At 73.1% G+C, this 25,710-nt stretch carries 25 protein-coding genes and 1 pseudogene; 14 read left to right on the forward strand and 12 right to left on the reverse strand.

Annotation, left to right across the window (positions count from 1 at the left end; genetic code table 11):
• The first annotated feature begins 14 nt into the window (after nucleotides 1-14).
• Together ACNYS0_RS11075 and ACNYS0_RS11080 are read left to right on the forward strand one after the other, a co-directional pair.
• Nucleotides 15-1,397: a PhoX family protein gene (locus tag ACNYS0_RS11075; RefSeq protein WP_422472821.1), complete on the forward strand. Its 1,383-nt coding sequence runs from the start codon at nucleotides 15-17 to the stop codon at nucleotides 1,395-1,397.
• A gap of 115 nt (nucleotides 1,398-1,512) precedes the next feature.
• Nucleotides 1,513-2,391 carry a TroA family protein gene (locus tag ACNYS0_RS11080; protein WP_422472823.1) on the forward strand — a complete coding sequence of 293 codons (879 nt, stop codon included), beginning with the start codon at nucleotides 1,513-1,515 and terminating at the stop codon, nucleotides 2,389-2,391.
• A 16-nt stretch (nucleotides 2,392-2,407) separates the two neighbouring features.
• Here ACNYS0_RS11080 and ACNYS0_RS11085 read toward each other — a convergent pair whose 3' ends face one another.
• The gene (locus tag ACNYS0_RS11085; protein ID WP_422472825.1) at nucleotides 2,408-2,650 is read right to left on the reverse strand and encodes a hypothetical protein; all 243 of its coding nucleotides are present in this window, start codon (nucleotides 2,648-2,650) and stop codon (nucleotides 2,408-2,410) included.
• Between the two features lie 7 nt (nucleotides 2,651-2,657).
• Nucleotides 2,658-2,981 (reverse strand): plasmid stabilization protein, encoded by a 324-nt coding sequence (locus tag ACNYS0_RS11090; protein ID WP_422472827.1) that lies wholly within the window; start codon nucleotides 2,979-2,981, stop codon nucleotides 2,658-2,660.
• Between the two features lie 225 nt (nucleotides 2,982-3,206).
• On the opposite strand from ACNYS0_RS11090, the gene ACNYS0_RS11095 reads away from it, so the two are divergent.
• Nucleotides 3,207-3,458, forward strand: a complete 252-nt coding sequence (locus tag ACNYS0_RS11095; protein ID WP_422472829.1) for a WhiB family transcriptional regulator — start codon at nucleotides 3,207-3,209, stop codon at nucleotides 3,456-3,458.
• A gap of 40 nt (nucleotides 3,459-3,498) precedes the next feature.
• Here the strand turns inward: ACNYS0_RS11095 and ACNYS0_RS11100 are convergent, their stop codons facing one another.
• On the reverse strand, nucleotides 3,499-3,861 hold the full coding sequence (locus tag ACNYS0_RS11100) for a DUF6479 family protein (protein WP_422472831.1): 363 nt from the start codon (nucleotides 3,859-3,861) through the stop codon (nucleotides 3,499-3,501).
• 87 nt (nucleotides 3,862-3,948) lie between these two features.
• Here ACNYS0_RS11100 and ACNYS0_RS11105 point away from each other — a divergent pair, with 87 nt between their 5' ends.
• Nucleotides 3,949-4,833 (forward strand): polysaccharide deacetylase family protein, encoded by an 885-nt coding sequence (locus ACNYS0_RS11105; RefSeq protein WP_422472833.1) that lies wholly within the window; start codon nucleotides 3,949-3,951, stop codon nucleotides 4,831-4,833.
• Between the two features lie 29 nt (nucleotides 4,834-4,862).
• Nucleotides 4,863-5,042: a hypothetical protein gene (locus ACNYS0_RS11110; RefSeq protein ID WP_422472835.1), complete on the forward strand. Its 180-nt coding sequence runs from the start codon at nucleotides 4,863-4,865 to the stop codon at nucleotides 5,040-5,042.
• Between the two features lie 26 nt (nucleotides 5,043-5,068).
• On the opposite strand, the gene ACNYS0_RS11115 is transcribed toward ACNYS0_RS11110, so the two are convergent.
• Entirely contained in the window at nucleotides 5,069-5,737 is a 669-nt protein-coding gene (locus tag ACNYS0_RS11115) for an ABC transporter (protein WP_422472837.1), read from the reverse strand.
• Nucleotides 5,734-6,597, reverse strand: a complete 864-nt coding sequence (locus ACNYS0_RS11120) for an ATP-binding cassette domain-containing protein (protein WP_422472839.1) — start codon at nucleotides 6,595-6,597, stop codon at nucleotides 5,734-5,736. The genes ACNYS0_RS11115 and ACNYS0_RS11120 overlap by 4 nt, the downstream gene beginning before the upstream one ends.
• A gap of 78 nt (nucleotides 6,598-6,675) precedes the next feature.
• On the opposite strand from ACNYS0_RS11120, the gene ACNYS0_RS11125 reads away from it, so the two are divergent.
• The 5 genes and pseudogenes from ACNYS0_RS11125 (at nucleotide 6,676) to ACNYS0_RS11145 (ending at nucleotide 12,684) form a co-directional block, all read left to right on the forward strand.
• Nucleotides 6,676-7,449, forward strand: a complete 774-nt coding sequence (locus tag ACNYS0_RS11125) for a peptidyl-tRNA hydrolase (RefSeq protein ID WP_422472841.1) — start codon at nucleotides 6,676-6,678, stop codon at nucleotides 7,447-7,449.
• A 259-nt stretch (nucleotides 7,450-7,708) separates the two neighbouring features.
• Nucleotides 7,709-9,010, forward strand: coding sequence for a multinuclear nonheme iron-dependent oxidase (locus ACNYS0_RS11130; protein ID WP_422472843.1), 1,302 nt, complete (start codon nucleotides 7,709-7,711; stop codon nucleotides 9,008-9,010).
• A gap of 179 nt (nucleotides 9,011-9,189) precedes the next feature.
• Nucleotides 9,190-9,951, forward strand: a pseudogene (locus ACNYS0_RS11135) (DUF4142 domain-containing protein); the annotation flags it as partial.
• Between the two features lie 221 nt (nucleotides 9,952-10,172).
• Complete coding sequence (locus tag ACNYS0_RS11140) at nucleotides 10,173-10,952, forward strand: TIGR04222 domain-containing membrane protein (protein WP_422472845.1); 780 nt, start codon at nucleotides 10,173-10,175, stop codon at nucleotides 10,950-10,952.
• 106 nt (nucleotides 10,953-11,058) lie between these two features.
• Entirely contained in the window at nucleotides 11,059-12,684 is a 1,626-nt protein-coding gene (locus ACNYS0_RS11145; protein ID WP_422472847.1) for an alpha/beta hydrolase, read from the forward strand.
• A gap of 151 nt (nucleotides 12,685-12,835) precedes the next feature.
• Here ACNYS0_RS11145 and hemQ read toward each other — a convergent pair whose 3' ends face one another.
• On the reverse strand, nucleotides 12,836-13,567 hold the full coding sequence (hemQ, locus tag ACNYS0_RS11150) for a hydrogen peroxide-dependent heme synthase (protein ID WP_385763827.1): 732 nt from the start codon (nucleotides 13,565-13,567) through the stop codon (nucleotides 12,836-12,838).
• Nucleotides 13,568-13,571: 4 nt separating this feature from the next.
• On the reverse strand, nucleotides 13,572-15,065 hold the full coding sequence (gene hemG, locus ACNYS0_RS11155; RefSeq protein WP_422472849.1) for a protoporphyrinogen oxidase: 1,494 nt from the start codon (nucleotides 15,063-15,065) through the stop codon (nucleotides 13,572-13,574).
• 152 nt (nucleotides 15,066-15,217) lie between these two features.
• Here hemG and ACNYS0_RS11160 point away from each other — a divergent pair, with 152 nt between their 5' ends.
• Nucleotides 15,218-16,144 carry a DUF4349 domain-containing protein gene (locus ACNYS0_RS11160; protein ID WP_422472851.1) on the forward strand — a complete coding sequence of 309 codons (927 nt, stop codon included), beginning with the start codon at nucleotides 15,218-15,220 and terminating at the stop codon, nucleotides 16,142-16,144.
• Nucleotides 16,145-16,254: 110 nt separating this feature from the next.
• Nucleotides 16,255-17,646: an FAD-dependent oxidoreductase gene (locus ACNYS0_RS11165; protein ID WP_422410759.1), complete on the forward strand. Its 1,392-nt coding sequence runs from the start codon at nucleotides 16,255-16,257 to the stop codon at nucleotides 17,644-17,646.
• 20 nt (nucleotides 17,647-17,666) lie between these two features.
• Here the strand turns inward: ACNYS0_RS11165 and ACNYS0_RS11170 are convergent, their stop codons facing one another.
• The 5 genes from ACNYS0_RS11170 to hemE all read right to left on the reverse strand — a co-directional run bounded on the left by ACNYS0_RS11170 (nucleotide 17,667) and on the right by hemE (nucleotide 23,896).
• Nucleotides 17,667-18,635, reverse strand: a complete 969-nt coding sequence (locus tag ACNYS0_RS11170; RefSeq protein WP_422472854.1) for a LysR family transcriptional regulator — start codon at nucleotides 18,633-18,635, stop codon at nucleotides 17,667-17,669.
• 18 nt (nucleotides 18,636-18,653) lie between these two features.
• Complete coding sequence (locus ACNYS0_RS11175; RefSeq protein WP_422472856.1) at nucleotides 18,654-19,871, reverse strand: acyl-CoA dehydrogenase family protein; 1,218 nt, start codon at nucleotides 19,869-19,871, stop codon at nucleotides 18,654-18,656.
• Nucleotides 19,872-20,057: 186 nt separating this feature from the next.
• Nucleotides 20,058-21,281, reverse strand: a complete 1,224-nt coding sequence (locus ACNYS0_RS11180; protein WP_422472858.1) for a CaiB/BaiF CoA transferase family protein — start codon at nucleotides 21,279-21,281, stop codon at nucleotides 20,058-20,060.
• Nucleotides 21,278-22,660 (reverse strand): MFS transporter, encoded by a 1,383-nt coding sequence (locus tag ACNYS0_RS11185; RefSeq protein WP_422472860.1) that lies wholly within the window; start codon nucleotides 22,658-22,660, stop codon nucleotides 21,278-21,280. Before ACNYS0_RS11185 ends, ACNYS0_RS11180 begins: the two co-directional genes overlap by 4 nt.
• A gap of 138 nt (nucleotides 22,661-22,798) precedes the next feature.
• Nucleotides 22,799-23,896, reverse strand: coding sequence for a uroporphyrinogen decarboxylase (gene hemE, locus ACNYS0_RS11190; RefSeq protein WP_422472862.1), 1,098 nt, complete (start codon nucleotides 23,894-23,896; stop codon nucleotides 22,799-22,801).
• Between the two features lie 112 nt (nucleotides 23,897-24,008).
• Here hemE and ACNYS0_RS11195 point away from each other — a divergent pair, with 112 nt between their 5' ends.
• On the forward strand, nucleotides 24,009-24,734 hold the full coding sequence (locus ACNYS0_RS11195; protein ID WP_422472864.1) for a DUF3000 domain-containing protein: 726 nt from the start codon (nucleotides 24,009-24,011) through the stop codon (nucleotides 24,732-24,734).
• Nucleotides 24,735-25,041: 307 nt separating this feature from the next.
• Nucleotides 25,042-25,704 carry a response regulator transcription factor gene (locus tag ACNYS0_RS11200; protein WP_266602921.1) on the forward strand — a complete coding sequence of 221 codons (663 nt, stop codon included), beginning with the start codon at nucleotides 25,042-25,044 and terminating at the stop codon, nucleotides 25,702-25,704.
• Nucleotides 25,705-25,710: the final 6 nt, after the last annotated feature.

A 25,710-nucleotide genomic window follows, 5' to 3' on the forward strand; every position in this document is an offset into this window, starting at 1 on the left:
AGGAGGTTGCACCCATGTCACGCACCGCTGACGCACGACAGTCCGCGACCCGCCGCCAAGTCCTCGCCCGCTCCGGCGCCCTGGGAGTGGGCATCGCCTTCGCGGGGAACCTCTCCGAGCTGTTCGCCGGCTCCGCCGCCGCCCAAGGACGCGCCGGATACGGCCCGTTGGTGCCCGACCCGGCCGGGCTGCTCGACCTCCCGAAGGGATTCCGCTACAAGGTCCTGTCGCGGGAGGGGGAGCCACTGCGCTCCGGCGAGGGCAAGGTGCCCTCGAACCACGACGGGATGGCCGCCTTCGCCGGCAGACAGGGCCGCGTACACCTCGTGCGCAACCACGAGAACCGGGTCACCGGAAAGATCGCGGTACCGACCGTCGAGGGTCTGACGTACGACCCGATGGGCAAGGGCGGCTGCACCGTGCTCTCCGTGGACCGGAAGAACGACGTGGTGTCCGAGCGGGTCGGCATCGCCGGCACGGCGGTCAACTGCGCGGGCGGGCCCACCCCTTGGGGAACCTGGCTGACCTGCGAGGAGACCGAGGACAAGGCCGGTACGAACGGCTACACCAAGGACCACGGCTTCATCTTCGAGGTCGACCCGGTCGACCCGCACCGCTCCGGCGCCGTCCCGCTGACCGCGATGGGCCGCTTCCAGCACGAGGCGATCGCCGTCGACCCCAGGAACGGGATCGTGTACGAGACGGAGGACGCCTTCGACAGGCCCTTCGGCCTCTTCTACCGCTTCCTGCCCAAGAACCCGAAGGGCGGCCTCGGTTCGCTGCGCGCGGGCGGGAAGCTCCAGGCGATGCGGGTGCCCGGCGTGCCGGACCTCTCGGCGGTCCAGGAGACGGGCGCGACGTTCAGCGGCATCGAGTGGGTCGACGTGCCGGACCCGCTGGCCGCGCGGACGCCCATCCGCAACCAGGACTTCGGCCCGAAGGGCATCACCCACGCGCAGAAGCTGGAGGGCTGCTACTGGGGCGGCTCCAGCGTCTACTTCGTCTCGTCGTACGCCCGCAGCCGCGAGGGCTCGGCCGCCGACCACTTCGGGCAGATCTGGCGCTACGACCCGTCGTCGCGCCGCCTGACGCTCGTCATCGTGTTCGGCCCCGACACCGACGTCCAGCTGCCCGGCGAGGAGCCCGACAACATCTGTCTCGCACCCAGCGGGGGCCTGATGGTGTGCGAGGACGGCGAGGGCGCGCAGCATGTGTTCGGCGTGACGCGCAAGGGCGAGGTGTACGCCATGGCGCGCGGCCGCCAGAACATCGGGACGGCCGACAAGCCCGAGTGGGGCGAGTTCGCCGGCGTCACGTTCTCGCCGGACGGCGACACGATGTTCGTGAACTGCTACACGCCGGGGACGACGTTCGCCGTGACGGGGCCCTGGCACTAGACATCCGGGGTGACCGGCCGGCCGTTCCCTCGTTCGAGGGGACGGCCGTTCGCCTGGCCGGTTTTCGCGGGTGGCGCACCGCGTGCCGGGCGGAAGCCCTGGGCAAGGTCCCCCCATGGAAGAACGGTCAACCACAGCCTGGGAGTTCACCGACGACCGCGGACACCTCACGTCCGCGAGCGAGGCGCCGCAGCGCGTCGTCGCCTATATACAGGCCGGGGCAAGCCTGTGGGATCTGGGCATACGCCCGGTGGGGATCTTCGGATCGTTCCACGACGGCGCGGAGCCCGACCGCGCCAAGTCCGGCGCGCTGCCACTGGACGACGTCACGTATCTGGGCGCCGGTGCGGGGCTCGGCCTGGACGACGTGCTCGCGGCGCGCCCCGACCTGGTCGTGGCCCTCACCTACGGCGGCGGGCAGGTGTACGGCATCGAGCCGGACACGGCGAAGCATCTGGAGGAGCACATCCCCGTCGCCGTGATCGACGTGGGGCAGGGCCGGACGCTCGGCGGGGTGCGGGAGCGCTTCGCGGAACTCGGCCGCTCGCTCGGGGCCTCGGAACCCGCGGAGTCCCGGGACGAACTGGCGCGAGCGGAACGGCAGTTGGGGGTCGCCGCCCGCGGGGCGCGGGGCGTCCGGGTGCTGGCGCTGTCGGCCGCGGCGGAGGGTGCGGTGCACCTGGCGCGGCCCGCCAAGTGGCCCGACCTGAGCGCGCTCGGCGGTCTCGGCGTGGGCATGGTGGCGCCGCCCGAGGGCCCCGGAGCCAACTGGTACACCGGGACCTGGCGGGACGTCGCCGAACTCGCGCCGGACGTCATCCTGTCGGACGCGCGCGCCAACGCGGCGCCGCGCGAGCAGTACGCGGCCGACCCGCACTGGACGTCCGTCGCCGAACGGGCCCGGGTACTGGCGTGGAACCCGGAGGTCCCCGCCAGCACCCGCGCCCACGCGGCCCTCTACGACCAGGTGGCGGGGGCGCTGCGGGGGCGCTAGGCCCCCTTCTGACGGATCAGTCGGCGGGCTCGTCGGGGACGGGCTGGTCGGGGCGGACTCCCGGGGCGTGCGGCGCCCCGGCGCGGCCGGTGCCCGCCACGTCCGAGTCGGGGACGGTGGCATCGGGTCCGGCCTCGGGCTCCTCGGGCCCGTCCTCGGGCCCGTCCTCCGGCCCGGGCTTCGCGGTCCCGGTCTCTTCCTCGGGGTCCGCCTGCTGGTCGGGGAGGTCCCTCGGGACGGCGTCCGGTTCCCTGTCCATCAGCCGATCAGCGCCCCAGTGCCTTGGCGAGCTGGGACTTGTTCATCTTCGAGCGGCCCTCGACGCCCCGGTCCTTGGCCTCCTCGTAGAGTTGGTCCTTCGTCGGACCGCCGGCGCCCTGGTGGGAGCGCAGGCCGCCGCGCCTGCCGGAGGAGATGTCCTGCGTCGACGTGCGGCTCGCCTTCTTCGACTCGCCGCTCCTCGCGCGCTCCTTGTTCACGGTGCGGGCGGCGATCTCCTTGGCCCGCGACGTGCTCTCACCCCGCTCCTGGGCGCTCTGCTTGATCTTCTCGTACTGACGCTCACGCTTCGCATTCGATCCGCTCGGCATGCGGCTCACTCCCTTCCCTTTCCGTTGTAGCCCCTCCCGCCCCATGTCGCAGGGCGACGCCGCCGGGGCCGGGGGGTGTGCACCCCCGGCCCCGGCTTCCCTTCGCTCCCCTGACCTCTCGGCCGCGACCCGGGTCCCCCTGCCCGCGGCACCCAAACTCCGCGTTTCCGCACGGGTGTTGTGGGCACCCGCCGCCGCATGCCGTTGCCAGTGAGGAATACGGAGATGGAGTGGCTGGACAGGGCGGCGTGTGTCGAGGAGGACCCGGACCTGTTCTTCCCCGTCGGCACCACCGGGCCCGCGGTCGACGACGTGGAGGCGGCCAAGGAGGTCTGCCGACGCTGCCCGGTGATCATGGATTGCCTGCGGTGGGCCGTCGCCACCGGACAGACGACGGGGGTGTGGGGCGGCACGTCGGAGAGCGAGCGGGCCGACCTGCTGCGGGCCGAGCGCCGACGCGCCCGGGCCATGCACTGAGGGCACGCCGCCCCACGCCCGCCCGGCACCATTCGGCGCCTCAGGTGCGGCCCGGGCCGCCGCTGCCGAACGCGCCGCTGCTGCCGCCACCCCAGCGGCGCGGCCGCTGGTCCTTGCTGCGCCTGCTCGTCGCGCTGCCGTGACCGTTCAGCTCGTGCGGGGTCAGCCGGGAGCCGTCGTCCGTCTGCGGGACCTCGTCGGGCTCCCGCATCTCGCGGACCTCTTGGACCGGGCCCGTACGGGGCAGTTTCGGCTGGTCGGCCGGGTCGGGCGGACCCGGCTCCCGGCGGCGGAACCTGATGCCCATCCAGACCGCCCAGATCAGCGCCAGCGCGACCACAAGGCCCGCGACGAACGGAACGACCGAGGTCGAGAGGTCGGGGAAAGCCATTGGTGTCGTCATGGGTGCCGGGTACCCCGCAGCACGGGATCACGCCCCCATCGGTCCGATTTGCACGATTTACGGAGAATCCGACGATACCTTCGGTGAGTGATCAGACATGTACGCCGCGCGACGGCGACCTGTGTCCTGGGCGCGCTCGCTCTCGGCCTCGCCGGATGCGGCGGGGCCACCTCGTCGGGAGTCCCGGGCGCGACGCGGTCCGCCGGGCTCCCGGAGAGCTCCCCGAAGGCGAAGACGACACCGACACCGACGCCGACCACCAAGCCCACCCTCGCGCCCGGGCCGGGCGGCACCACCCCCGTCTTCGAGCGCGGCGCGTCGGCGAAGGGGCGGACCGTCGCGCTCACCTTCGACGCCGACATGACGGCCGACCAGGGGGCGCGGGCGGGAGCAGGAGAGCGCTTCGACAATCCTCAACTGATCGGTACTCTGCGGAAGTTGAAGGTCCCGGCCACCGTCTTCATGACCGGGCGCTGGGCCGAGGAGTACCCCGCCGAGGCCAGGGACATCGGCCGGGACCGGCTGTTCGAGGTCGCCAACCACTCGTACAGCCACTACGCCTTCACCGGGGACTGCTACGGGCTGCCGAGCGTGCCGGAGCGCGGTATGCGGGCCGATGTCGACCGGGCGTTCGGCGCGTTCCGCAAGGCGGGGGTCGAGCACGTCGTGCCGTACTTCCGGTTCCCCGGCGGCTGTTACGACCGGGCGGCGCTGCGGGCGCTGGCGCCGACCGGGGTGACCGCGGTGCAGTGGGACGTGGTGAGCGGGGACGCGTTCGCCACGGACGCGGACGCCGTGACCCAGCAGGTGCTCGACGGGGTGCGGCCCGGTTCGGTCGTCGTCATGCACTGCACGCGCAGCGCGGCGCCGACGACGGAGCGGGTGGTGCGGGCGGTCGTGCCGAGGCTGCGGGCGAAGGGCTACCGGTTCGTGCGGGTGTCGGACCTGGTGGGGGCCGCACGCGGGGCGTGAGCGCGGGCGCGGGTCCGTACGCTGGGGGCATGAGCGACTACTGCGCCGGTGGCCCCGAGGAGCGCGCGGCACCCGCGGCGGCGGACGAACGGTTCGCCGAGTGCGTGCTGTGCCGGGAGCCCACGGAGTACCCGGAGTCGACGAAGGGCGTCACGCTGTGCCCGGTCTGTGAGTGGCAGGAGGCGCAGCGCGGGGCCTGCTCCGGCTAACGGCCAACGGGCCGGACCCGGCCCGGTCAGCGGCGCGACGCGAGGGCACAGGCGGCGGCCGCGCAGATCCCGGCCACCGCCACCGCCCCCACCAGCGGCAGCAGCAGAACGGGCACCGCCCCGTCCTGCGACCCGGTCACCAGGGCGCTCACCACCGACTTCGCCGGTGACCCGGGGGCGATCAGCGCGAGGAGCGCGCACAGCACCAGGCCGGCCACGCCGAGCCCCGTGCCGCGCACCACGGGCCACGTCGTGACGGCCCCGACGGCGGCGCCGACCAGGGCGCACACCAGCACGGCGAGCAGCCCGGCCCCGGCGGCCGGCCACCTGGACACGCGCACCAGGCGGTCGGTGCTGACCCCGTCGCTGATCAGCGCCACGACCACGGTCGCCACGAAGCCGACGGCCATCGTGGCGAGGAACGCGGCGGCCAGGCTCGCCAGATGGGCGCGCCACGGAGCCGTCGCCGCGGCGGTGCAACTGCGGGCCGCGGGCGGCTCGTTGGTGACACAGATCCGCGCCAGCCAGGCCCCCACGGGGAGCAGGGCGGCGGCGGTGTACGCGAGGGAGTCGAGCACCGGCTGCCCCGCCTGCACGCCGACGGCGGCGAACGCGGCGTAGAGGACGACCGGCGCGAGCCAGCGCTGCGAGCGCAGCAGCAGGGCCGACTGGTACGCGAGCAGGGCCGTGGTCATCCGTCGTTCTCCGTGGACTCGGGGGTGCGGAGGTGTTCCGTGGGCCCGGGCGCGCGGACGGCGACGATGTGCCAGGGCGGCTCGGCGGCGAGCAGCGTGCGCAGCACGGCGTCGGAGTGCGCGGCGTCCGTGGTGATCCGTACCGTGCGCGGGTCCAGGCGGACGTGGGTGTGCGGGTGCAAAAGCGCGGGCTCGTGCCCCGCGGGCCCCGTGGCGTCGACGACCACGGCGGCGCCGCCTGCCGCCGTGCTCCGCACGACCGTCGCCCCCTCCACCTCGTACGTCGCGTCGGCGGTGGCGGCGAGGCGGCGCGGGTCGTGGTCGACGAAGAGCACGGCGGCGCCGGCCGCGGCGCGTTCGGCGACGGCGCCGTCGAGGGTGTCGCGGGCCGCGGTGTCGAGCCCGGTCCAGGCCTCGTCGAGGACGAGCAGCTCCGGTTCGGCGAGCAGGGCCGCGGCCACCGCCACCTTCTGGCTGCTGCCCTTGGACAGCTCGGCGAGTGACGTCCCCAGATACTGAGCGGCGCCGAACCGCTCCAGCCACTCCCCCGCCCGGCGTGCGGCCTTCGGGCGGGGCAGGCCGTGGATGCGGCCCATGTGCGTGAGGTAGGCGCGGGCGGTGAACGGCAGGGCGGGCGGGAAGCGTTCGGGGACGAAGGCGGTGCGCGGACGGCCGACGACCCGGCCCTCGGAGGGGGCGTCGACCCCTGCGACGAGGCGCAGCAGCGTGGACTTCCCCGCGCCGTTGGGCCCCCGCACCCGGAACACGGCCCCTTCGGGCACGTCCAGGTCGACCCCGCGCAGCACCCAGGGCCCACCGAGTCCGTAGCGGCGGCCCGCGCCGCGGAGCGTGACGTGCATGCGGTCATGTTCCCGTACACGTCCGGCGCCCCACGCTCGGGGCGGGAGGCACGGGGGGGTGCTGGCAAACTGGAGTGCGTGACCAGCGACGACTCCCGTACCGACGACACCACCCGGACCGACACGGCCGACGGCGCCGAAAGTCCCTTCCGGACCGAGCCGACCTCCCGCGACGAGGCGCAACAGTTCGTGCTGCCGCTCGTCGTCCGCATCGAGAGGGCCGCGCCCCCGACGCGGACGGACGCCCTGGAGGCCGCGGCGCGCGCCGTACTGGTGATCCTCTCCGACGAGCGGTCCGTCGGCGAAGGCGAGTGGGCGCAGGCGATGCGCGACTGGCAGGACGCCCGGATCCGCAAGGTGGTGCGGCGGGCGAGGGGCGCGGAGTGGCGGCGCGCGGAGGCCCTCGACGGGATCACGGTGACCACCGGTTCCGCCGAGGTACGGGTCTTCCCGCCGGTCCCCCTCGACGGCTGGCCCAAGGACCTGGCCCGCCTCCAGGTCTCCGGCACGGATCTCGACGACCCGGAACCGCCGCCCGCCGCCGACCCGTCGGCCCCGGTCATGTGGCTCAACCCGGACCTCGGCATGACCGCGGGCAAGACCATGGCGCAGGCCGGACACGGGGCCCAGCTCGCCTGGTGGGAGCTGTCCGACGCGGAGCGCAAGGAGTGGCGCGACGCGGGCTTCCCGCTGTCGGTGCGGACCGCGGACCCGGAGCGCTGGCCCGCGCTGACCACGGGCGGGCTGCCCGTCGTACGGGACGCCGGGTTCACGGAGATCCCGCCCAGCGACACCGTCGTGTCCGAGGGCCCCAGGACAGGCGGCTTCCTGCCCGGCCTGGCCCACCTCTGAGCGCTCGGGCACGCGAAAAACCCCGCCCGTCCGCACGGGGGATGACGGACGGCCGGGGCCACTCGGAAGGCTACCCCACTCCGCGAGAGGACGGGTCCGTTCCCCCTGTGGCCCGGTCCCGCGCTGCCGGGCGGGGCGCGCCGCCCCCGTACGCGTGGGTGAAACCTCAAATGTTGCTCTGAACGTGCCCGCTCAGGGGTTCGGGGCGCGTCGCCGCGGTCAGAAGTCCAGGAAGCCGGGGCGCAGGAGGGGGAGTTCCATGGAGCTGGGTACCGGGATCGGCTGGCGGCCCGAGATCGCGGACGCGGTCGAGGCCATGGCGGGCATCGACTGGGTCGAGGCCGTCGCCGAGAATCTGTGTCCGGGACATCTGCCGGACTCTGTGCTGCGGCTGCGCGAGCGCGGTGTCACCGTCGTGCCGCACGGTGTCTCGCTCGGCCTCGGCGGCGCCGACCGCCCCGACGAGGGCCGGCTCGCCGACCTCGCCGCCTGCGCCGAGGCACTCGCCGCCCCGCTGGTCACCGAGCACATCGCGTTCGTACGGGCCGGGGGCGAGCGCACCGCCACGCGCCCCTTGGAGGCGGGGCACCTGCTGCCCGTGCCGCGCACCCGCGACGCGCTCGACGTGCTGTGCGAGAACGTGCGGATCGCCCAGGACGCGCTGCCCGTACCGCTCGCGGTGGAGAACATCGCGGCGCTGTTCGGCTGGCCCGGCGAGGAACTGACGGAGGGTCAGTTCCTGTACGAGCTGGTGGAGCGGACCGGCGTACGGCTCCTCATCGACGTGGCCAACCTCCACACCAACCACGTCAACCGCGGCGAGGACCCGGCGAAGGCGCTGGCCGAACTGCCGGTCGAGGCCATCGCGTACGTGCATGTCGCGGGCGGCTTCGAACGCGACGGCGTCTGGCACGACAGCCACGCCCACCCGGTGCCGCGCCCCGTCCTCGACGTACTGGCCGAACTGGCCTCACGCGTGACCCCGCCGGGAGTTCTGCTCGAGCGCGACGACAACTTCCCCGAGGATCTCGGTGAGTTGGGCCGCGAGGTGGAGGTCATCCGGGAGACCGTCGCGGCCGGGGCGGGGCCCCGCGCGCAGGCCCCGGACCTGCGCGCGACGCCCCCCGCCCCTTCTGTCGACGACGCCGCCCGCCAGCGGCTCGCGCTCGACCAGGCCGCCCTGCTGTCCGCGCTCGTCGTCGGCACCCCGGCCCCGGAGGGCTTCGACCGCACCCGACTCGCCGTGCAGAGCCGCGCGCTCGCGGCCAAGCGGGCCGACGTCGTGGCGAAGGTGGCACCCGAACTGCCCCTGATCCTCGGGGAGTCCGCCTACCGGTCGCTCTTCCTCGGCTACGCACGACGGCACCCGATGACGAGCGGCTACCGACGCGACGCGCTCGACTTCGCCGAGGACCTGCTGCTCGCACAACGCGTCCGGGCCACGACCGCGCGCCGCGAGCTGACCCACTGGTGGCTCGACCGGTCGGGCCCCAAACCCCTGACGGGCCGCCCCCTGACCCGAGCCCTGCGCACAGCGGCATTCACCCTGCGCCACAGGTAGCCGACCAAGCCCCTGCACATCAAGCCCCTGCGGCGATTGAGCAGCGGGGCCCGGGGCAGAGCCCCGCGACCGCAACACCGGCGCGGCCCGACGGCTACCGAAGCTGACGTACTCCTGAGCGATCCCCGACACCCCGCGCAAGCGCCCCGCTAGCGTGCGACGTCGCACCAGGAGGCAACATGCAACCGTTCCGACCCCGCGCCGCAGGCCCCGGCACCGCCCTCATCGTCACGGGACTCGTGGCGACACTGGCCGCGCTCGTCTTCCCCCTGTGGTCGTACGCGGATCGCTCCGGCACCGGCCTCGACGAGCTCAACGCCCAGACCGTGTCCACCAGATTCGGGCCGCTCTCCGCCACCGACCGCCTGTTCATCACCAAGGTACGGCTCGCCGGGCTGTGGGAGCTGCCCGCCGGGCAGCAGGCCGAGGAACGGGCGCCGAGCAAGGCGGTCGAGACGGCGGGCGAGCACCTCGTCGAGGGGCACACGTTCCTGGACGCCCGGGTGCGCGAGGTCGCGGCCCGCATGAACCTGGAGCTGCCCAGCCAGCCGAACGCCCAACAGCAGGGCTGGCTGCGGGAGTTGACGGCCGCGAGGGGCGCGGACTACGAGCGCAGGTTCGCCAACATTCTGCGCCGCGCCCACGGCCAGGTCTTCTCACTGGTCGCCCAGGTGCGCGCCTCGACCCGCAACGCGCTCGTGCGGGAACTCGCGGACGACGCCAACACCACGGTTCTCGACCACATCAAGGTGCTCGAGGCCACCGGGCTCGTCGACTTCGACGCACTCGCCCGGGACGGCGCCACCGCGAGCCCGCCGCCCGCGACCCGCTCCCCCGCCCCACCGGGCCCGACCTCCGCGCCCGGCTCCCCGTCCCCGGTCTCCCCGACGCCCACCTCCTCGTTCCCCCTGCCGCCCGCGGTGTCCAGCCCAAAACCGGAGACCAAGCCGAAGAACAAACCCAAGGCCACCGCCAAACCCGAGCCCAAGTCCAAGACCGAGACCAAGACCGAGTCCAAGGCCGAGTCCAAGGCCGACACCAGGACCAAGGCCGAGACCCAGAGCCCGAACTCGCGGCACCCGAACGTCACGACGCGATAACAGGCCGTCCACATCGTGGGCGAGGCGTAGCGGTATCCGGGCAACTGTCGTAGAAACTGCGCATGTTGTGGGTCCTGTTCTTCCTCGTCGCCTGTGCCGTCGCGGGAGTCTCCTGTGGACGGCTGTGTCTCGCGGCCGTGCGCGCCGCCGAGAGCGAACGCGCGACGGGCCGCGACACGTACGTCGCCGCGCCCCCGGACCACGAGCTGTCCCTGTACGAGACCGCCTTCCTGTCGGGCGGCCCCGAGCGGGTCGCCGAGGTGACGCTCGTGTCGATGGCCCGCAGCCGGCGCCTGCTGCTCGCGCACACCGGCTGGGCGACCGTCGTCGACCCGGTCGGCGAGGACGCCATGGAGCGGTCGGTGCTCCGCGCCATCGGGCCCGAGGGGCAGGCCCGGATCGCGCCGCTGCGGGCGACGGCCGCGGCCGGGGACGCGGTGCGGGCACTCGCCGAACGCCTGGTCGCGGCCGGGCTCGCGGTGCCGGACCGGGAGCGGACGACGCTCACGGGCGCGATACGGCAGGTGCGGCAGGCGGCCGCGGCCGTGCTGGTGCTCGGCGCGCTCGCGGTCCTGCTGCCGGGCGAGAGCGCGCGGCAGAGCGGCCCGGTGGCGCTGTGGTTCGGGCTTCCGCTGCTGCTCACGCTGAGCTGTCTGACGCTCGCCCGCGTCGAGATCCACCCGTACACGCGCTGGGCCTCACCGACCGGGCAGCGGCTGCTCGCGGGCCGGCCCCTTGGCGCGGGCAGTCTGCTCGCGGTCGCGGTGCGCGGGGTACGGGCGGTCGACGATCCGCAACTGCGCGCGGCGCTGACCGATACGGGTCGGCATACCACCGACTGAGCCGCCCCGCACGCCGAAGTCGGCAGTCACCACGCATCAGGGTCATGGTTCCGACACCCACGACCTGGTCCTTTACTTCGCCGAGCGCCGCCCCAAAAATCGAGCGATGCGAGCAGCCCCAGCCCTCTGCGCCACCGCGGGATCCTTGATCCTCTCGGCTCTGGTCACCGCCCCCGCGGCCGACGCGAGCGCCGCCGCGCCCCTCTCTCCCCGCCCCGCCGCGGAGACGGCGGGCAGCACCGTCGCCGCGCTGCGCGCCGCGGACGCGGGGATCCACTGGGGCGCCTGCCCCAAGGTGGAGGACCTGCCGAAGCCGGTCCAGTGCGGCACCGTCACCGTCCCGCTCGACTACGCGCACCCGATGGGCAAGCAGATCAAGCTGACCGTCAGCCGCGCGAAGGCCACCGGCAAGAACACCGGCAAGGACACCGGCGAGAACAAGGCCGAGGGACAGAAGGTCGCGCGGCAGGGATCGCTCGTCTTCAACCCCGGCGGTCCGGGCGGCAACGGCATGTACTTCCCGATCGCCGGCACGCAGTCGGAGTGGCGGCGCATCGGCGCGGCGTACGACCTGATCGGCTACGCCCCGCGGGGTGTCGGCCGCTCGGCGCCGCTGTCCTGCGAGGACCCGGAGAAGTCCCGGAAGGGCCCGACGCAGTCGCCGGTCCACCCCTCGGCCGCGTACAAGAAGAAGCGGATCGCGCAGGCGAAGGCGTACGCGCGCGGGTGCGCCGAGCGGAACCCGGACATCGAGCACTACACGACGCTCAACAACGCCCGTGACCTCGACGTGCTGCGGGCCGCGCTCGGCGAGAGGAAGCTGACGTTCCTGGGCGCCTCGTACGGGACGTACATCGGGGCCGTGTACGCGGAGCTGTTCCCCTCGCACGTGCGGCGGATGGTCTTCGACTCGGCCGTCGACCCCTCTCCGAAGGGGATCTGGTACACCAACAACCTCGAACAGTCGGCCGCCTTCGAGCGCCGCTGGGCCGACTTCAAGGCGTGGGTCGCCCGCAACGACGAGACGTACCACCTGGGCGGGACGCCCGAGAAGGTCCAGGCCGCGTACGAGAAGGTGAGCGCGGAACTGTCCCGCGAGCCGGCCGGCGGCAAGGTCGGACCCGCCCAGTTGCAGTCCGCGTTCCTCCAGGCCGGGTACTACGACGACTACTGGCCGCTGCGGGCCTACGCGCTCTCCGCCTACGTGAAGGGCGACCCGAAGCCGCTCGTCGACCAGGCCGCGCCGATCAAGGAGTCCGCGAAGGAGGACGAGAACAGCAACGCCGTGTACACGGCCGTGCAGTGCAACGACGCGTCCTGGCCGACGGACTTCCGCACCTGGGACCGCGACAACACGGCCCTCGCGAAGCGCGCCCCGTTCGAGACGTGGGACAACGCGTGGATGAACCTGCCGTGCGCGTACTGGTCCACTCCCCGGCAGCAGCCGCTCGACGTGCACACCGCTCCCGGCGAACTCCCGCCGACGCTCATCCTCGCGGCCGAACGGGACGCCGCGACCCCCTACAAGGGCGCCCAGGAACTGAACCGCCGCCTGGCGGGCTCCGCCCTGGTGACCGAACGCAAGGCGGGAACGCACGGCATCGGCGGGGGCCCCAACCAGTGCGTCAACGGCCGCCTGGACGCGTATCTCCTCAGCGGAGAGCTGCCGGAGGGTGGGGCGGCGGCGTGCGCGCCCCACAAGGAGCCGAAACCTTTGGGTTCGGGCCGGTAAATCCAGCCACGCTCTTGGACGAGAGCCCGCGGGGTCCGGGGCAGAGCCCCAAATCAAGCCCCGCCGGCGATTGAGGCGCGGGGTCCGGGGCGGAGCCCCGAGGCCCCAGCCACGGCGCCGCCTGCTCAATCGCCGCAGGGGCTGAAAAGGGCTACGCGAGCCCAGCCACCAGATCCGCGACGGACTTCCGGCGCCCCGTGAAGAACGGAACCTCCTCACGGACGTGCCTGCGCGCCTCGGACGCCCGCAGATGCCGCATCAGGTCGACGATCCGGTGCAGCTCGTCCGCCTCGAACGCCAGAATCCACTCGTAGTCGCCGAGCGAGAACGACGCCACCGTGTTGGCCCGCACGTCCGCGAAGCCGCGCGCCATCTTGCCGTGGTCGGCGAGCATCTTGCGGCGCTCGTCGTCGGGCAGCAGGTACCAGTCGTAGGAGCGGACGAACGGGTAGACCGAGACGTAGTCGCGCGCGTTCTCGTCGGCGAGGAACGCCGGGATGTGCGAGCGGTTGAACTCGGCGGGGCGGTGCAGCGCCATGTTCGACCACACCGGCTCGAGCGCGCGGCCCAGCTTGGTGCGGCGGAACAGGTTGTACGCCTCCTGGAGCTGGTCGGCCGTCTCGGCGTGCCACCAGATCATGAGGTCGGCGTCGGCGCGCAGACCCGACACGTCGTACGTGCCGCGGATCGTCACGTCCTTCGCGTCGAGCTGGTCGAACAGCTCCTGGACCTCGTCGGCGTAACCGGCGCGGTCCTCCGGCAGCACGTCCTTCAGCTTGAAGACGGACCAGAGGGTGTAGCGGATGGTCTCGTTGAGATCCTTCGCCAGCTTGCCCTTGTTCGGTACGCGCGCGGCGTCGGTGTTGGGGGTGTCGTCGCTCATGTCCTCATTCTCCTGCTCCGCCGTGCATGCTCTGCACCGGGTCGGCCTTCAGCTCGTCGAGGGCCGCGGTGTCGCCGCCGAGCATGTCCGCGGCGGCGTAGGCGCTGGCGATGCACCCCGGGATGCCGACGCCGTCGTACGCGGCCCCGCACACGGCGAGGCCGGGCACGGCGGCGATGTGCTCGCGGATCCGGTCGACGCGGGCGGCGTGCCCGACGGGGTACTGGGGCAGTCCGTCCTTCCAGCGCGTGACGTGCGCGTCGACGGGCGCGACGTTGAGACCGGTGGCCTCGCGCAGGTCCTGGCGGGACAGGTCGATGAGGTCGGTGTCCTCACGGGCGAGGTCCTTCTCGTCGCCGTACCGGCCGACCGAGGTGCGCACGACGAGCAGCTCGGGGTTCTGCTCGGCGATCCAGCCCCACTTGCGGGAGGCGAAGGTGGCGGCCTTGATCGTGTGGCCGTCGACCGGCGGGACGAGGAAGCCGCTGCCCTCGGGGAGGTCCGCCTCGGACGTGCGGAACGCCATCGTGATCAGGGCCATGGAGGCGTACTCGATGCGGCGCAGCTCCTGGGAGGCCATCGGGGAGGCGGTGCGCAGCAGGCTCGCGGCGGCGGGGGCGGGCAGCGCCACGATCACCTGGTCGGCCTCGAAGGTGCGGCCGGACTCGGTGCCGAGCCGCCAGAGCCCGTCCCGGGTGGTGAGGGACGTGGCGCGCTCGCCGAGCAGGATCTCGCCGCCCTTGGCGCGCACGGCGTCGGCGACGGCGCCCGGCAGCGTGCCGATGCCGCCGTCGATGCCCATGAACACGGGGCCGGTCTGCTGGTTGGCCGCGGCGCGCTCCTGGATGGCACGAACGGCCTCCGTCAGCGACACATGGCGGCCCGCCTCCTCGAAGAGCTGCGGGACGGCGCTGCGCATCGAGATCAGGTCGGCGTCGCCGGCGTACACACCGCCCAGCAGCGGTTCGACGAGCCGGTCGACGACCTCGCGGCCCAGGCGCGCGGCGACGTACCGGCCGACGGAGACGTCCTCGCCGAGGTGAGTGGGCGGCAGGTGGTCGTCCCGGCGGATGCGGCGCAGGCCCTCGTCGGACAGCACCCCCGCGAGCGCCTCCGCGGTGCCGGGCACGCCCATGACGTGCCCCTTCGGCATGGGGCGCAGGGCACCTCGGGTCCAGATCGAGGCGGTCGCCGTGGACGGTGGCTGCAACCGGTCTCCGAGACCCACCTCGCGGGCGAGGCCGACCGCCTCGGGCCGCCGGGCCAGCATCGACTCGGCGCCCAGGTCGACGCGCGCCCCGGCGATCTCGCCCGTGCGCAGCTTGCCGCCGAGCCGTTCGCCGGCCTCCAGGACGGTCACGTGCACCGGCCCGCCCCGCTCGCTCCCGGCGAGCAGCCGGTGGGCGGCCGCGAGGCCGGCGATCCCGCCACCGATGACGAGGACCTTCCTGCCCCGCCTGCCCCGACCCGTCTTCGTCACAGTGTCCGCTTCACGCATGCCCCCACTTTGTCAGAACGTCAGCGTGTGATTGACGCCTGTGGACGTGTCCCGACCGTGACCGCTTCGGGACCGCTCGGCAACCACCGTTCGGGGGACTCGCGCGTCGAAGGGACGTCCGATCACCGGCACGTCCCTCGGGGGTTACGTCCATGCGCTTTCCCAGTACGAAGACACACACCACCGGGCCACGCCACCCGCTGGTCCTGCTCGCCGCGGCGCTGTTCGCGCTGGTGCTCGCCCTGACGGGCTGCTCGGGGGCGGGCGGCGACGCGGGCGACAAGAGCGCGGCCGACAACAAGGACGTGGCGGCCCCGAACGAGGCCGGCGCGGGCGGCAAGTCCAGCTCCTCCACCGGCCAACAGGCCAAGAAGCCGCCGAAGCTCACCGGCGTCCACATCATCCGCACGGCCCACCTCTCCGTACGCGTCAAGGACGTCCCGGACGCACTCGACAGGGCCCGTACCGCCGCCGAGAACGCGGGCGGCATGATCGGCGACGAGACGACCGACCGCGACAGCCACGGCCACGAACGCTCCCGCGTCACCCTGCGCGTACCGCAGGAGTCGTACGAGGAGGTCCTCGACCAACTCGCGGGCAGCGGCCGCCTGTTGGAACGGAACGTGACGGCGAAGGACGTCACGGACCAGGTCGTGGACGTCGACAGCCGGATCAAGTCGCAGCGGGCGAGCGTGGCGCGCGTGCGGGAACTGATGGACCGGGCGGTGAAGTTGAGCGACGTGGTGACCCTGGAGGGCGAACTGGGCACGCGCCAGTCGGAGCTGGAGGCACTGCTCGCCCAACAGGACTCGCTCAAGAACCGCACGACCCTCGCGACCATCACCCTCCGCCTGACCGAAACACCTCCGCCCGCCCCCGCGAAGGACGAGGCCCCCGGCCTCCTGGACGCCCTGGCGGGCGGCTGGAACGCCTTCACCACCGCCCTGAAGTGGATCGGAATGGCCCTGGCGGCGATCCTGCCGTTCGCGACGGTGCTGGCACTGCTGGCATTCCTGACCACGCGATTCGTCCGGTCGCGCAATCAAGCATCCGCCAAATCAAGCCCCTCCGGCGATTGAGGAGCGGGGTCCGGGGCAGAGCCCCGATCTTTCAAGCCCGCTCTTCGGACGAGAGGCAGCGGGGCCCGGGGCAGAGCCCCGCGACCGCAACCCCGGGTTAGCGTGAACAGATGAGCACCGACACCGCACGCGAGCGCCTCGTCATCATCGGCGGCGACGCCACCGGCATGTCCGCCGCGTCGCAGGCCCGCCGCCTCAAGGGCCCCGACGAGCTGGAGATCGTGGCCTTCGAGCGCGGCCACTTCACGTCGTACTCGGCGTGCGGCATCCCGTACTGGGTGGGCGGACAGGTCGCCGAGCGGGACGAGTTGATCGCCCGCACACCCGAGGAGCACCGGGCCCGCGACATCGACCTGCGGACGCGGACGGAGGTGACGGAGATCGACGTGGCGGGCCGCCGCGTGCACACCCGCGACGTCGACGGCGGGACCGGGGCCGGGTCCTGGACCTCGTACGACAAGCTCGTGATCGCGACGGGGGCCCGGCCCGTCCGCCCCGACCTGCCCGGCATCGACGCGCCGGGCGTGCACGGCGTGCAGACCCTCGACGACGGCCAGGCGCTGCTCGACACGCTGCGGGCGACGGAGGGCCGGCACGCCGTGGTGGTGGGCGCCGGGTACATCGGCGTGGAGATGGCGGAGGCGCTGATCCTGCGCGGGTACGAGGTGACGGTGGTGAACCGCGGCGCCGAGCCGATGTCGACGCTCGACGCGGACATGGGCCGGCTCGTGCACGAGGCGATGACCGGCATGGGCATCACCATGGTCGACGACGCCGAGGTGACGAAGATCCTCACCGGGGACGACGGCCGGGCCCGCGCGGTGGCCACGGACGACGCCGAGTACCCGGCGGACGTGGTGGTGCTGGGGATCGGCGTGCGCCCGGAGACGGCCCTCGCACGGGACGCCGGGCTGCCGCTCGGGGCGTCCGGCGGGCTGCTGACGGACCGGTCTATGCGGGTGCGCGGCCACGAGGACATCTGGGCGGGCGGCGACTGCGTGGAGGTCCTGGACCTGGTGTCGGGCAGCGAACGGCACATCGCGCTCGGCACCCACGCCAATAAGCACGGCCAGATCATCGGCTCCAACGTCGGCGGGGACTACGCGACGTTCCCCGGCGTCGTCGGCACGGCCGTCAGCAAGGTGTGCGACCTGGAGATCGCCCGCACGGGCCTGCGCGAGAAGGACGCCCGCCGCGCGGGCCTCCAGTTCGTGACCGTCACCATCGAGTCGACCAGCAGGGCGGGCTACTACCCCGGCGCCGCCCTGATGACGGTGAAGATGCTGGCCGAGCGGCGCACGGGCCGGCTGCTCGGCGTCCAGATCGTGGGCCGCGAGGGCGCGGCGAAGCGCGTCGACGTGGCGGCGGTCGCCCTGACCGCCGGCATGACGGTGGAACAGATGACGTCCCTGGACCTGGGCTACGCACCCCCGTTCTCCCCGGTCTGGGACCCGGTCCTGGTGGCGGCCCGCAAGGCGGTGGCGGCGGTGCGGGCGGGCTGACGACGGCTCGGCGCACCGGCTCAGAGCGCCGCATCCCGCGCCGCGGCGACCGCGTCCACCAGGCCGAGTCCGGACTCGGTCCCCGCCGTGATGGCATCGAACCAGGAGTGCAGCGCCAGCCGCACGTCGTCCACGAACTGCTGCGCGGCGGGGGCGAGTTCACCGGCGCGGTGCACGACACCGAACGGCGACTCGATGAGCGGGTCGGTCTCGACGACCTCGGCCCCGGCGTCGAGCGCCGCCGCGCACATCCGCAACGGCAGGAACGCCTGGAACCCGGACCTGAGCACGAAGGTCAGCTGCGCGTTCCTGCTGGGCACGGTCGCGCCGGTCGTCGGGTCGACGCCGTGCGCGGCCAGCGCGGCCTGCACGGCGTCCTCCTCGTTGCGGGTGCCCTGGCGGCGGGCGAGCGGCAGGTCACCGATCTCGGCGAGGGGCACACGTCCCGCGCGCGTCGCGGGTGCGTGTCCCTCGGGGCGTACCAGCAGCAGCCGCTGCACCCCCAGCTCGATGAAGTCGAGATCGCCGCGGAGTGCGTCGGGGGCGAGCGTGAAGCCCAGTTCGGCCCGCCCGTCGGCGACCGCCGCCACGAGTTCGTGCCGGGAGCCGACCTCGCTGATGTCGAGCCGGACCGCCGGGTACGCGCGCGTGAACCCGCCGGCCCAGGACGCCACCGCCTCCCCGGACATGTCGGGCGTGCACATCACCGTGAGCACGCCCCCGCCCACCTCCCGGGCGCTGCGCATCGCGTCCTGGACGGCGACCACGTCGTCGAGCACCCGCCGGGCCAGCGGCACCAGCTGCCGGCCCGCGGAGGTGGGGACGAGGCGGCGCGCGGTGCGGTGGAACAACTCGACCTTCAGCTCGCGCTCCAGGGCCCGGATGGACCCGGAGACGGTGGGCTGCGACAGGTAGAGGCGCTCGGCGGCACGCCCGAGGCCTCCGTGGTCCACCACGGCCAGAAACTGCTCCAGCTGCCTCAGCTCCACCGGGTCCCCCTCGCCGCATCAGGCCCCTACGGCCGCTCCGCGGGTGACACGGTAAGTGTCCGGAAGCGTCCCGTCCACGCCGACCTGCCTGGTCACGGCCCGGCCGAGGTTGCGCTCGTGGACCGGCGACGACCCCTCGTAGATCCGCAGCGCCCGTACGTCGCGCCACATGCGCGGCACGGGGTGGTCGCCGACGATGCCCTCGCCGCCGAGGAGCTGGACGCAGCGGTCCGCGACGCGGCTCGCCATCTCGGAGGCGAACAGCTTGGCCGCGGCGATGCGGTGGCGCGGCACAGTGCCGGAGTCGAAGGCGTGCGCCGCCTCCACGGTCAGTGCGCGAGCGGCCTCCAGGTCGGCGAAGCAGCGACCGAGGTCGGCCTGGACCGCGCCGAGGTCGGCGAGGGGCGCCCCGAACTGCTCGCGCCCCGACAGGTGCCGTGAGGTCTCCTCCAGCATCCGGGTGGCCTGGCCCACGCAGGTGGCGGCGACGTGCAGCCGGGCGTGGTTGATGCCGCGCAACGCGGCCTTGAATCCGGCGCCGGTCTCGCCGCCGAGCAGCGCGGAGTCGGCCACCCGGACGTCGACCAGGTCGATCTCGGCGACCGGCGCCTCGGCGTGCCCGTTCATGCGGGTGGGCAGCCGGGTCGTGACGCCCTCGGTTTCGCGCGGCACGAGGAACGCGGAGACGCCCGCGGCCCCCTCGCCTGGCTCTCCGGTCCGGGCGAACACCACGAGCTCGTCGGCCCAGTGGGCGTTGGTGATGTACCGCTTGTGCCCGTCGATGACCCAGCCGCCGTCGACGCGGCGAGCGGTCGTGGTGAGCGACCCGGCGTCCGAACCGGCACCGGGCTCGGTGAGCGCGAACGCCGTGACGTGCTCCCCTGCCGCCATCTTCGGCAGCATGCTCTCGCGCTGCGCCTCGGTGCCGTGGTCGAGGATGGCCTGCGAGCACAGCCCGATGACGGTGGAGAACCGCGACCGGTACACGCACGACGCGCGGGTGAACTCCATGGTCAGCCGCACCTGTTGGCTCATGGACCAGTCGAGCCCGCCGAGCCGCCGAGGTATCGACACACCGAACAGCCCGTTCCGGACGAGCGCCGCCATCACGTGCCCGGGTACCTCCCCCGCTTCCACCATCTCCTGTTCGGCGGGGATGAGAACGTCGTCGGTGAGCCGGGCGACGCGCTCCAGGTACGCCTCGAATCCGAGCTCGAACACATCGGGGTCGATCATGGGGGTTCCTCCTACGGGGTGGTGATGACGGGTGACGAGGGGCCGCCCCCGCCTGAGCACGTGCTGACGACGGGGCGCGCCCCCGCCTTGGCAAGCGCCGACAACGAGGCACGCCCCCGCCTTGGGCAATCTGCCGCCTTGGGCGGCAGGGTGGGCAAGGCGGCGCCCGGTGCCGCGCAACGATGGCTAAGGGGTACGAGCACGCGTGGGCTGCTCGACCGGGGCGACGTCCGCCGCAACCACCACCCCGCCCTCGACCAGCGCCCCGATCTCCCGCTCGCCGCGCCCGAGTTCCGCGAGGATCCGCCGCGTGTGCTCACCGACCCGCGGTGCCGGCGGCGTGCTCGTGGGGCGCCGCCCGCCCACCGAGAAGGCAGTGGTCGGCGCGGTGTGTCCGTCGCCGCAGTCCGCGATCAGGCCACAGGCCCGTACATCGGGATCGTCGGCGAGCTCGTCGAAGCGCCGCACGGCCCCGCACACGATCCCCGCGCCGCGCAGCCGCTCCAGGGCCTCGTCGCGGTCGAGCCGACCGAGGGTGTCGTGCAGCAGGTCGAGGAGTTCGGGCCGGTGCTCGACCCGCGCGGGGTTGGTCGCGAACCGCGGATCACCGGCCAGTTCCGGCCGCCCGATCACCTCGCACAGCGCCGCGAACTTCTCGCCCGTGTACGCGGAGAGGACCAGCGCCCCGCCGTCCCGGGTGCGCACCAGGTCCGCGGCGGGCGCCGCCAGCGCCTGCCCGTTGCCGCGCCGCGTCGGCACGCTGCCGCTCAGCTCGTGCTCGGCCCAGGTGGACGCCTGGGCGTGCACGACGGCCTCCATGAGCGAGGTCTCCACGACGTCCCCCCGGCCGGTGCTCGCGCGTTGCAGCAGCGCGGCGAGGACACCCGATGTAAGGGCCTGCGCCGCCAGCACGTCCGCCACCGCGAAGCCCACTCGCTGCGGGTCCCCGTCCGCCGCCCCCGTGAGGTCCATGACGGCGAACTCGGCCTGCGCCGCGATGTCGAGGCCGACCCGGTACGCCGAGGGGCCCCGCGTGCCGAATCCGGTGACGAAGCCGTAGACGAGCCTCGGGTGACGGGCGAGGAGCACGTCCGGGCCGAGGCCGAGCCGCTCGCTGACGCCGTGCCGGAAGTTGTGCAGCAGTACGTCCGCCGTGCCGAGCAGTTCGCGGACCACGGCCGCGCCCTCGGGCGCGCGCAGGTCGACGGCGATGCTGCGCTTGCCGCGGTTGTTGGCGCGGACCATCGCGGTGCCGAAGGGGCCGATGCCACGCGCCTGGTCGCCCGCGAGGGGTTCCACCTTGATGACGTCGGCGCCGAGGTCGGCGAGGTTCTGCCCGGCTCCGGGCGCGGCGATGTACTGACCGAAGTCGAGGACGCGGAGCCCGTTCAGGGGGCGGTCTGCGCTCATCGGCCCACCTCGGCGGTGGCGGCCTTGCGGCGCGCGGTCTCGGCGAGCAGCGCCTCCCGCGAGCGCGCCGGGTTCAGCAGCAGCCCGCCCGCGACGGCGAAGACGCAGATGGTGATGCCGACGACCAGGAACCCGTCGGCGTACCCCTGCGAGACGGTGTCGGCGGCGTCCACGATGACGCCGAGCAGCCACGGCGCGACGATCCCCGCGACGCTGTACGCGGCGATGATGCAGCCGAAGAAGCCGGGCCGGTGCCTGCGCGGCAGGAAGTCGGCGGCACCCGCGAACGCGACCGAGAAGGCCACGCTGTTGATGGAGAACGCGGCGACCACCAGGGCCAGTTGGAGCCCGCCCGGCGGCACCTGCGTGAAGGCGATCATGGCGACGCCCGCGAAGCACAGGTAGCCCATGGTCAGGAACCCGCGCGCGGCCCGCGCCGAGCGTCCGGCCTTCAGCATCCGCCCCGAGATCAGCCCGGCGGTGAGCAGCACGACGATCGCGAGCCCGTACGGGAGCGTGGCGAGGAGCCCGACGGTGCCGCGCGAGTAGCCCATCCCGTCGTGCAGGAACGACGGCAGCCAGGACACCTTGAGCGAGGAGATGAGGTACCCGGCGAAGGAGAGCAGGGCGAGCCCCCAGAAGCTGCCGGTGCGCAGGAGCGAGGTCAGCGGCACGTCGATGTCACCGCTATCAAGCCCCTCCGGCGATTGAGGAGCGGGGTCCGGGGCAGAGCCCCGGGGCCCCATCCCCGGTTCCCTCCGTGTCACGATCAGCCACAGCACGGCCCATACGGCGCCGGTCACGACGAGCACCACGAACGCCGCGTGCCAGGTCCAGGTGACGATGACCCAGGTGAGCAGCGGCGTGGCCACCAGCGGCCCGACCGACGAGCCCGCATTGACGACCGCTCCCGCGAACGCCCGCCGCTCGGACGGGAAGCGGTCCGCGACGACGGACTGGCACAGGGCGTGCGCCGGGCCCTCGAAGAAGCCGAGCACCATCCGCGAGGCGATCACCACGCCCACCGTGGTGGGCACGGTCAGGGGCGCCATGCTCGCCACCCACGCGATCATCAGCCCGGCCGCGGACCAGCGCCAGCCGATCCGCCGGAAGAACAGCGCGAGGACGACGGCGCCCGCCGCGAACAGCCAGAAGAAGGCGCTCGACATCAGGCCGTACTGGGCGGCGGTGAGCCCGAGATCCTTCTCCAGGTCGGGCGCGGCGAGCCCGATGGCCGCCTTGTCGGCGAAGTTCAGGGTGAAGAAGGCCAGCAGCAGGCCGATGATCCACCAGTCCGTCGAGGACACCCCTCGACGGAACCCGGGCGCTTTCGCCGTCCCGGCCCCTGCCGCCGCCTGCGACGCTGCATGCGCGGTCACGTCCACCTCCACGGTCCCGCGCCACCGGATGGGGTGGCGCACCGCACAGGCAATCGGAGGTGGCGGGCGCGAACAATGGCCGCTTTCCGCAGGGACCCTTCGGTGATTCCGAAGGGTCCCCGCGGGCCGCGGCGCGTACTACTTGGCGGTCTGCGTGTGCACGTACTCCACGAGCCGGGTCAGCGCGTCCGGGTCGGTGTTCGGCGGCACGCCGTGGCCGAGGTTGAAGACGTGGCCCTCCAGGCCCGCGGCGGCGTCGAGGACCTCGCGGGTCTTGGTCTCGACGGCCTCGGGGGTGGAGAAGAGGATGGCCGGGTCGAGGTTGCCCTGGAGCGTCTTGCCGGGGCCGACGCGGCGCGCGGCCTCGTCGAGCGGGACGCGCCAGTCGACGCCGACGACGTCCGCGCCGGCCTCGCCCATGAGCCCGAGCAGCTCACCCGTGCCCACACCGAAGTGGATCCGGGGCACCCCGTACTCCGCGACGGCCTGGAAGACCTTCGCCGATGCGGGCATCACGGAGCGCCGGTAGTCGGCGGGCGCGAGCGCCCCCACCCACGAGTCGAACAGCTGGACGGCGCTGGCGCCGGCCTCGATCTGCACCTTCAGGAACGCGGAGGTGATCTCGGCGAGCCGGTCGAGCAGGTCGGCCCAGAGCTGCGGGTCGCCGTACATGAGCGCCTTGGTGTGCTCGTGGTTGCGGGACGGGCCGCCCTCCACGAGGTAGCTGGCGAGCGTGAACGGGGCGCCCGCGAAGCCGATCAGCGGCTTCTCGCCGAGCTCGGCGGTGAGCAGCCCCATGGCCTCGGTGACGTACCAGACGTCCTCGGGAGTGAGGTCCCGCAGCTGGGCCAGGTCGGCGCGCGAGCGGATCGGGTTGGCGATGACCGGGCCGACACCGGGCTTGATGTCGAGGTCGATGCCGATGGCCTTGAGCGGCACGACGATGTCGCTGAAGTAGATCGCCGCGTCGACGTCGTGCCGGCGCACCGGCTGCATCGTGATCTCGGCGACCAGCTCGGGCCGCATGCAGGAGTCCAGCATCGCGATGCCCTCGCGCACCTTGTGGTACTCGGGCAGCGAGCGGCCGGCCTGGCGCATGAACCACACCGGCGTGTGCGGCACGGGCTCGCGCCTGCACGCCTTGATGAAGGCTGAATCCCTGGTGGTCTCCGCCGCCTTCGTGGCTTCGTACGTCGCTGACGGCTGCTGGCCCGTGGCCTCGGTATTGGCACTCACACCCGAAAGTTTCGCACGCCCGCGCCGCCGCCTGTGAAGGACATGGGGAAGGGGGCTCCCTCAGGGGTGTCCCTCCCCGCGCTCGGGGCTCGCTCCCCTTAACCTTCCCGGCATGGCTGCGGCTCAGGGACGACGGTCGGACGACGAGCGCGACGACCACAACGGCACAGGCGGGATGAGTGAATCGGTGCGGGAGGGGCAGAACGCTCGGGACATGAACGCTGCACAGGAGCACGACCCCACCCCGCCCGCCTTCCGTACGGCGGTCGACGCCCTGCGGTCCGCGCGGCTCCGCCCCGAGATCGAGATCGACCCGACACGGCCGCCGCAGCGCCTGGCCCCCTACTCGTACGCGCTGGAGGCCGCGGTCGTCGACGGTGAAGAGGACCTGGCCGACGGCCGGCTCGTCCTGCTGCACGATCCGGCGGGGCACGAGGCCTGGCACGGCACCTTCCGGCTCGTGACCCTGGTCCGGGCCGAGCTCGAACCCGAGATGGCCGCCGACCCCCTCCTCCCCGACGTCTCCTGGTCCTGGCTGACGGGCGCGCTGCAGGCCCGCGGCCTCTCGTACGGAGAGCCCTCGGGCACGGTCACCCGTGCGAGTTCGCACTACTTCGGCGGGCTCGGCGACCGGGCGCCCGCCTCACAGATTGAGATCCGGGCGTCGTGGACGCCGCGCGAGGGCCTGGGCGGCGTCCCGGACACGGCGGCGCATCTCGCGGCGTGGTGCGAGGTGCTGTGCCAGGTCGCGGGGCTGCCGCCGGTGGCGGCGGGGCCGCAGGGGCCGGACGGCGCGGTGGTGACGCTGCCGCAGCGGCGGGGGCCGCGGCCTTCCTGATCCCCGATTCGCAGGGTCGCTTTTCGGCCGCGTCGGAGCAGCTCCGACGCGGCCTTCTCATGTTTCGGGTCCTTTCGAAATGGCTCCGGACGGTCGGATTTGGTTCGATTGGATGCGACTCGTGACTATTCGGCACCCTTTCGAATGATCGCTACTGTGTCCGAATTGCTCGCATTGTTACTCACCAAATCGTGATCATTCTCTAAAGGCGGACGGGTTTGGTGCCGAAGGACCCAGTGACCTTGAAAGCACGGTTCATCCCGGCTTCATCCCCGAGCCGGCCCCGTCCCGCACCCCAGGAGGCCTGGTGTCCGTTCTCCTCGAGCAGCCCTCAAGCCTGGTCGCCTACCGCCCGAACAAGCCGACCGCGATGGTGGTCGTGGCCGACCCCCGCGTCCGTTCCACCGTGACCCGCCACCTGTGGGCGCTCGGTGTTCGTGACGTGATCGAGGCCTCGTCCGTCGCGGAGGCTCGTCCCCGCATCGGCAACCCCCGCGACATCTGCGTCGCCGACGTCCACCTCCCCGATGGATCCGGCCTGACGCTCCTCTCCGAAACCCGAGCCGCGGGCTGGCCCAACGGCCTGGCCCTCTCCGCCGCCGACGACATCGGTGCCGTGCGCAATGCCCTCGCGGGCGGCGTCAAGGGCTATGTCGTCACCGGCACCCGTACGAACATCGGCCTGCCCACCCGGCCGGGCGCCGCCCCCATCGGCGCCGCGGCCGCCCGTATGCACCGTCGCCCCCCGGGTGCCCCGAGCCACCCGGGCGGCTACCGCGAACTCTCAGGACGCGAAGTGGAGGTGCTCCGGCTCGTCGCCGAGGGCCAGTCGAACAAGGCCATCGGCGTCTCCATGGGACTGTCCGCCCTGACCGTCAAGAGCCACCTCGCCCGTATCGCGCGCAAGCTCGGCACGGGTGACCGGGCCGGGATGGTGGCCGTCGCGCTGCGCACCGGCATCATCCACTGATCGACC

The sequence above is a fragment of the Streptomyces anthophorae genome, from assembly GCF_049310305.1.
Lineage (GTDB): Bacteria > Actinomycetota > Actinomycetes > Streptomycetales > Streptomycetaceae > Streptomyces.

What these genes read in the sequence shown, in the direction of transcription:
- ACNYS0_RS11195 (WP_422472864.1), top strand. Translation starts at nt 24,009, where the DNA reads ATGGCTGCGGCTCAGGGACGACGGTCGGACGACGAGCGCGACGACCAC.
- ACNYS0_RS11175 (WP_422472856.1), bottom strand. Translation starts at nt 19,871, where the DNA reads ATGATCGACCCCGATGTGTTCGAGCTCGGATTCGAGGCGTACCTGGAG.
- ACNYS0_RS11085 (WP_422472825.1), bottom strand. Translation starts at nt 2,650, where the DNA reads ATGGACAGGGAACCGGACGCCGTCCCGAGGGACCTCCCCGACCAGCAG.
- ACNYS0_RS11180 (WP_422472858.1), bottom strand. Translation starts at nt 21,281, where the DNA reads ATGAGCGCAGACCGCCCCCTGAACGGGCTCCGCGTCCTCGACTTCGGT.
- ACNYS0_RS11120 (WP_422472839.1), bottom strand. Translation starts at nt 6,597, where the DNA reads ATGCACGTCACGCTCCGCGGCGCGGGCCGCCGCTACGGACTCGGTGGG.
- ACNYS0_RS11095 (WP_422472829.1), top strand. Translation starts at nt 3,207, where the DNA reads ATGGAGTGGCTGGACAGGGCGGCGTGTGTCGAGGAGGACCCGGACCTG.
- ACNYS0_RS11140 (WP_422472845.1), top strand. Translation starts at nt 10,173, where the DNA reads ATGTTGTGGGTCCTGTTCTTCCTCGTCGCCTGTGCCGTCGCGGGAGTC.
- ACNYS0_RS11100 (WP_422472831.1), bottom strand. Translation starts at nt 3,861, where the DNA reads ATGACGACACCAATGGCTTTCCCCGACCTCTCGACCTCGGTCGTTCCG.
- ACNYS0_RS11145 (WP_422472847.1), top strand. Translation starts at nt 11,059, where the DNA reads ATGCGAGCAGCCCCAGCCCTCTGCGCCACCGCGGGATCCTTGATCCTC.
- ACNYS0_RS11090 (WP_422472827.1), bottom strand. Translation starts at nt 2,981, where the DNA reads ATGCCGAGCGGATCGAATGCGAAGCGTGAGCGTCAGTACGAGAAGATC.
- hemQ (WP_385763827.1), bottom strand. Translation starts at nt 13,567, where the DNA reads ATGAGCGACGACACCCCCAACACCGACGCCGCGCGCGTACCGAACAAG.
- ACNYS0_RS11080 (WP_422472823.1), top strand. Translation starts at nt 1,513, where the DNA reads ATGGAAGAACGGTCAACCACAGCCTGGGAGTTCACCGACGACCGCGGA.
- ACNYS0_RS11160 (WP_422472851.1), top strand. Translation starts at nt 15,218, where the DNA reads ATGCGCTTTCCCAGTACGAAGACACACACCACCGGGCCACGCCACCCG.
- ACNYS0_RS11130 (WP_422472843.1), top strand. Translation starts at nt 7,709, where the DNA reads ATGGAGCTGGGTACCGGGATCGGCTGGCGGCCCGAGATCGCGGACGCG.
- hemG (WP_422472849.1), bottom strand. Translation starts at nt 15,065, where the DNA reads ATGCGTGAAGCGGACACTGTGACGAAGACGGGTCGGGGCAGGCGGGGC.
- ACNYS0_RS11110 (WP_422472835.1), top strand. Translation starts at nt 4,863, where the DNA reads ATGAGCGACTACTGCGCCGGTGGCCCCGAGGAGCGCGCGGCACCCGCG.
- ACNYS0_RS11115 (WP_422472837.1), bottom strand. Translation starts at nt 5,737, where the DNA reads ATGACCACGGCCCTGCTCGCGTACCAGTCGGCCCTGCTGCTGCGCTCG.
- ACNYS0_RS11165 (WP_422410759.1), top strand. Translation starts at nt 16,255, where the DNA reads ATGAGCACCGACACCGCACGCGAGCGCCTCGTCATCATCGGCGGCGAC.
- ACNYS0_RS11075 (WP_422472821.1), top strand. Translation starts at nt 15, where the DNA reads ATGTCACGCACCGCTGACGCACGACAGTCCGCGACCCGCCGCCAAGTC.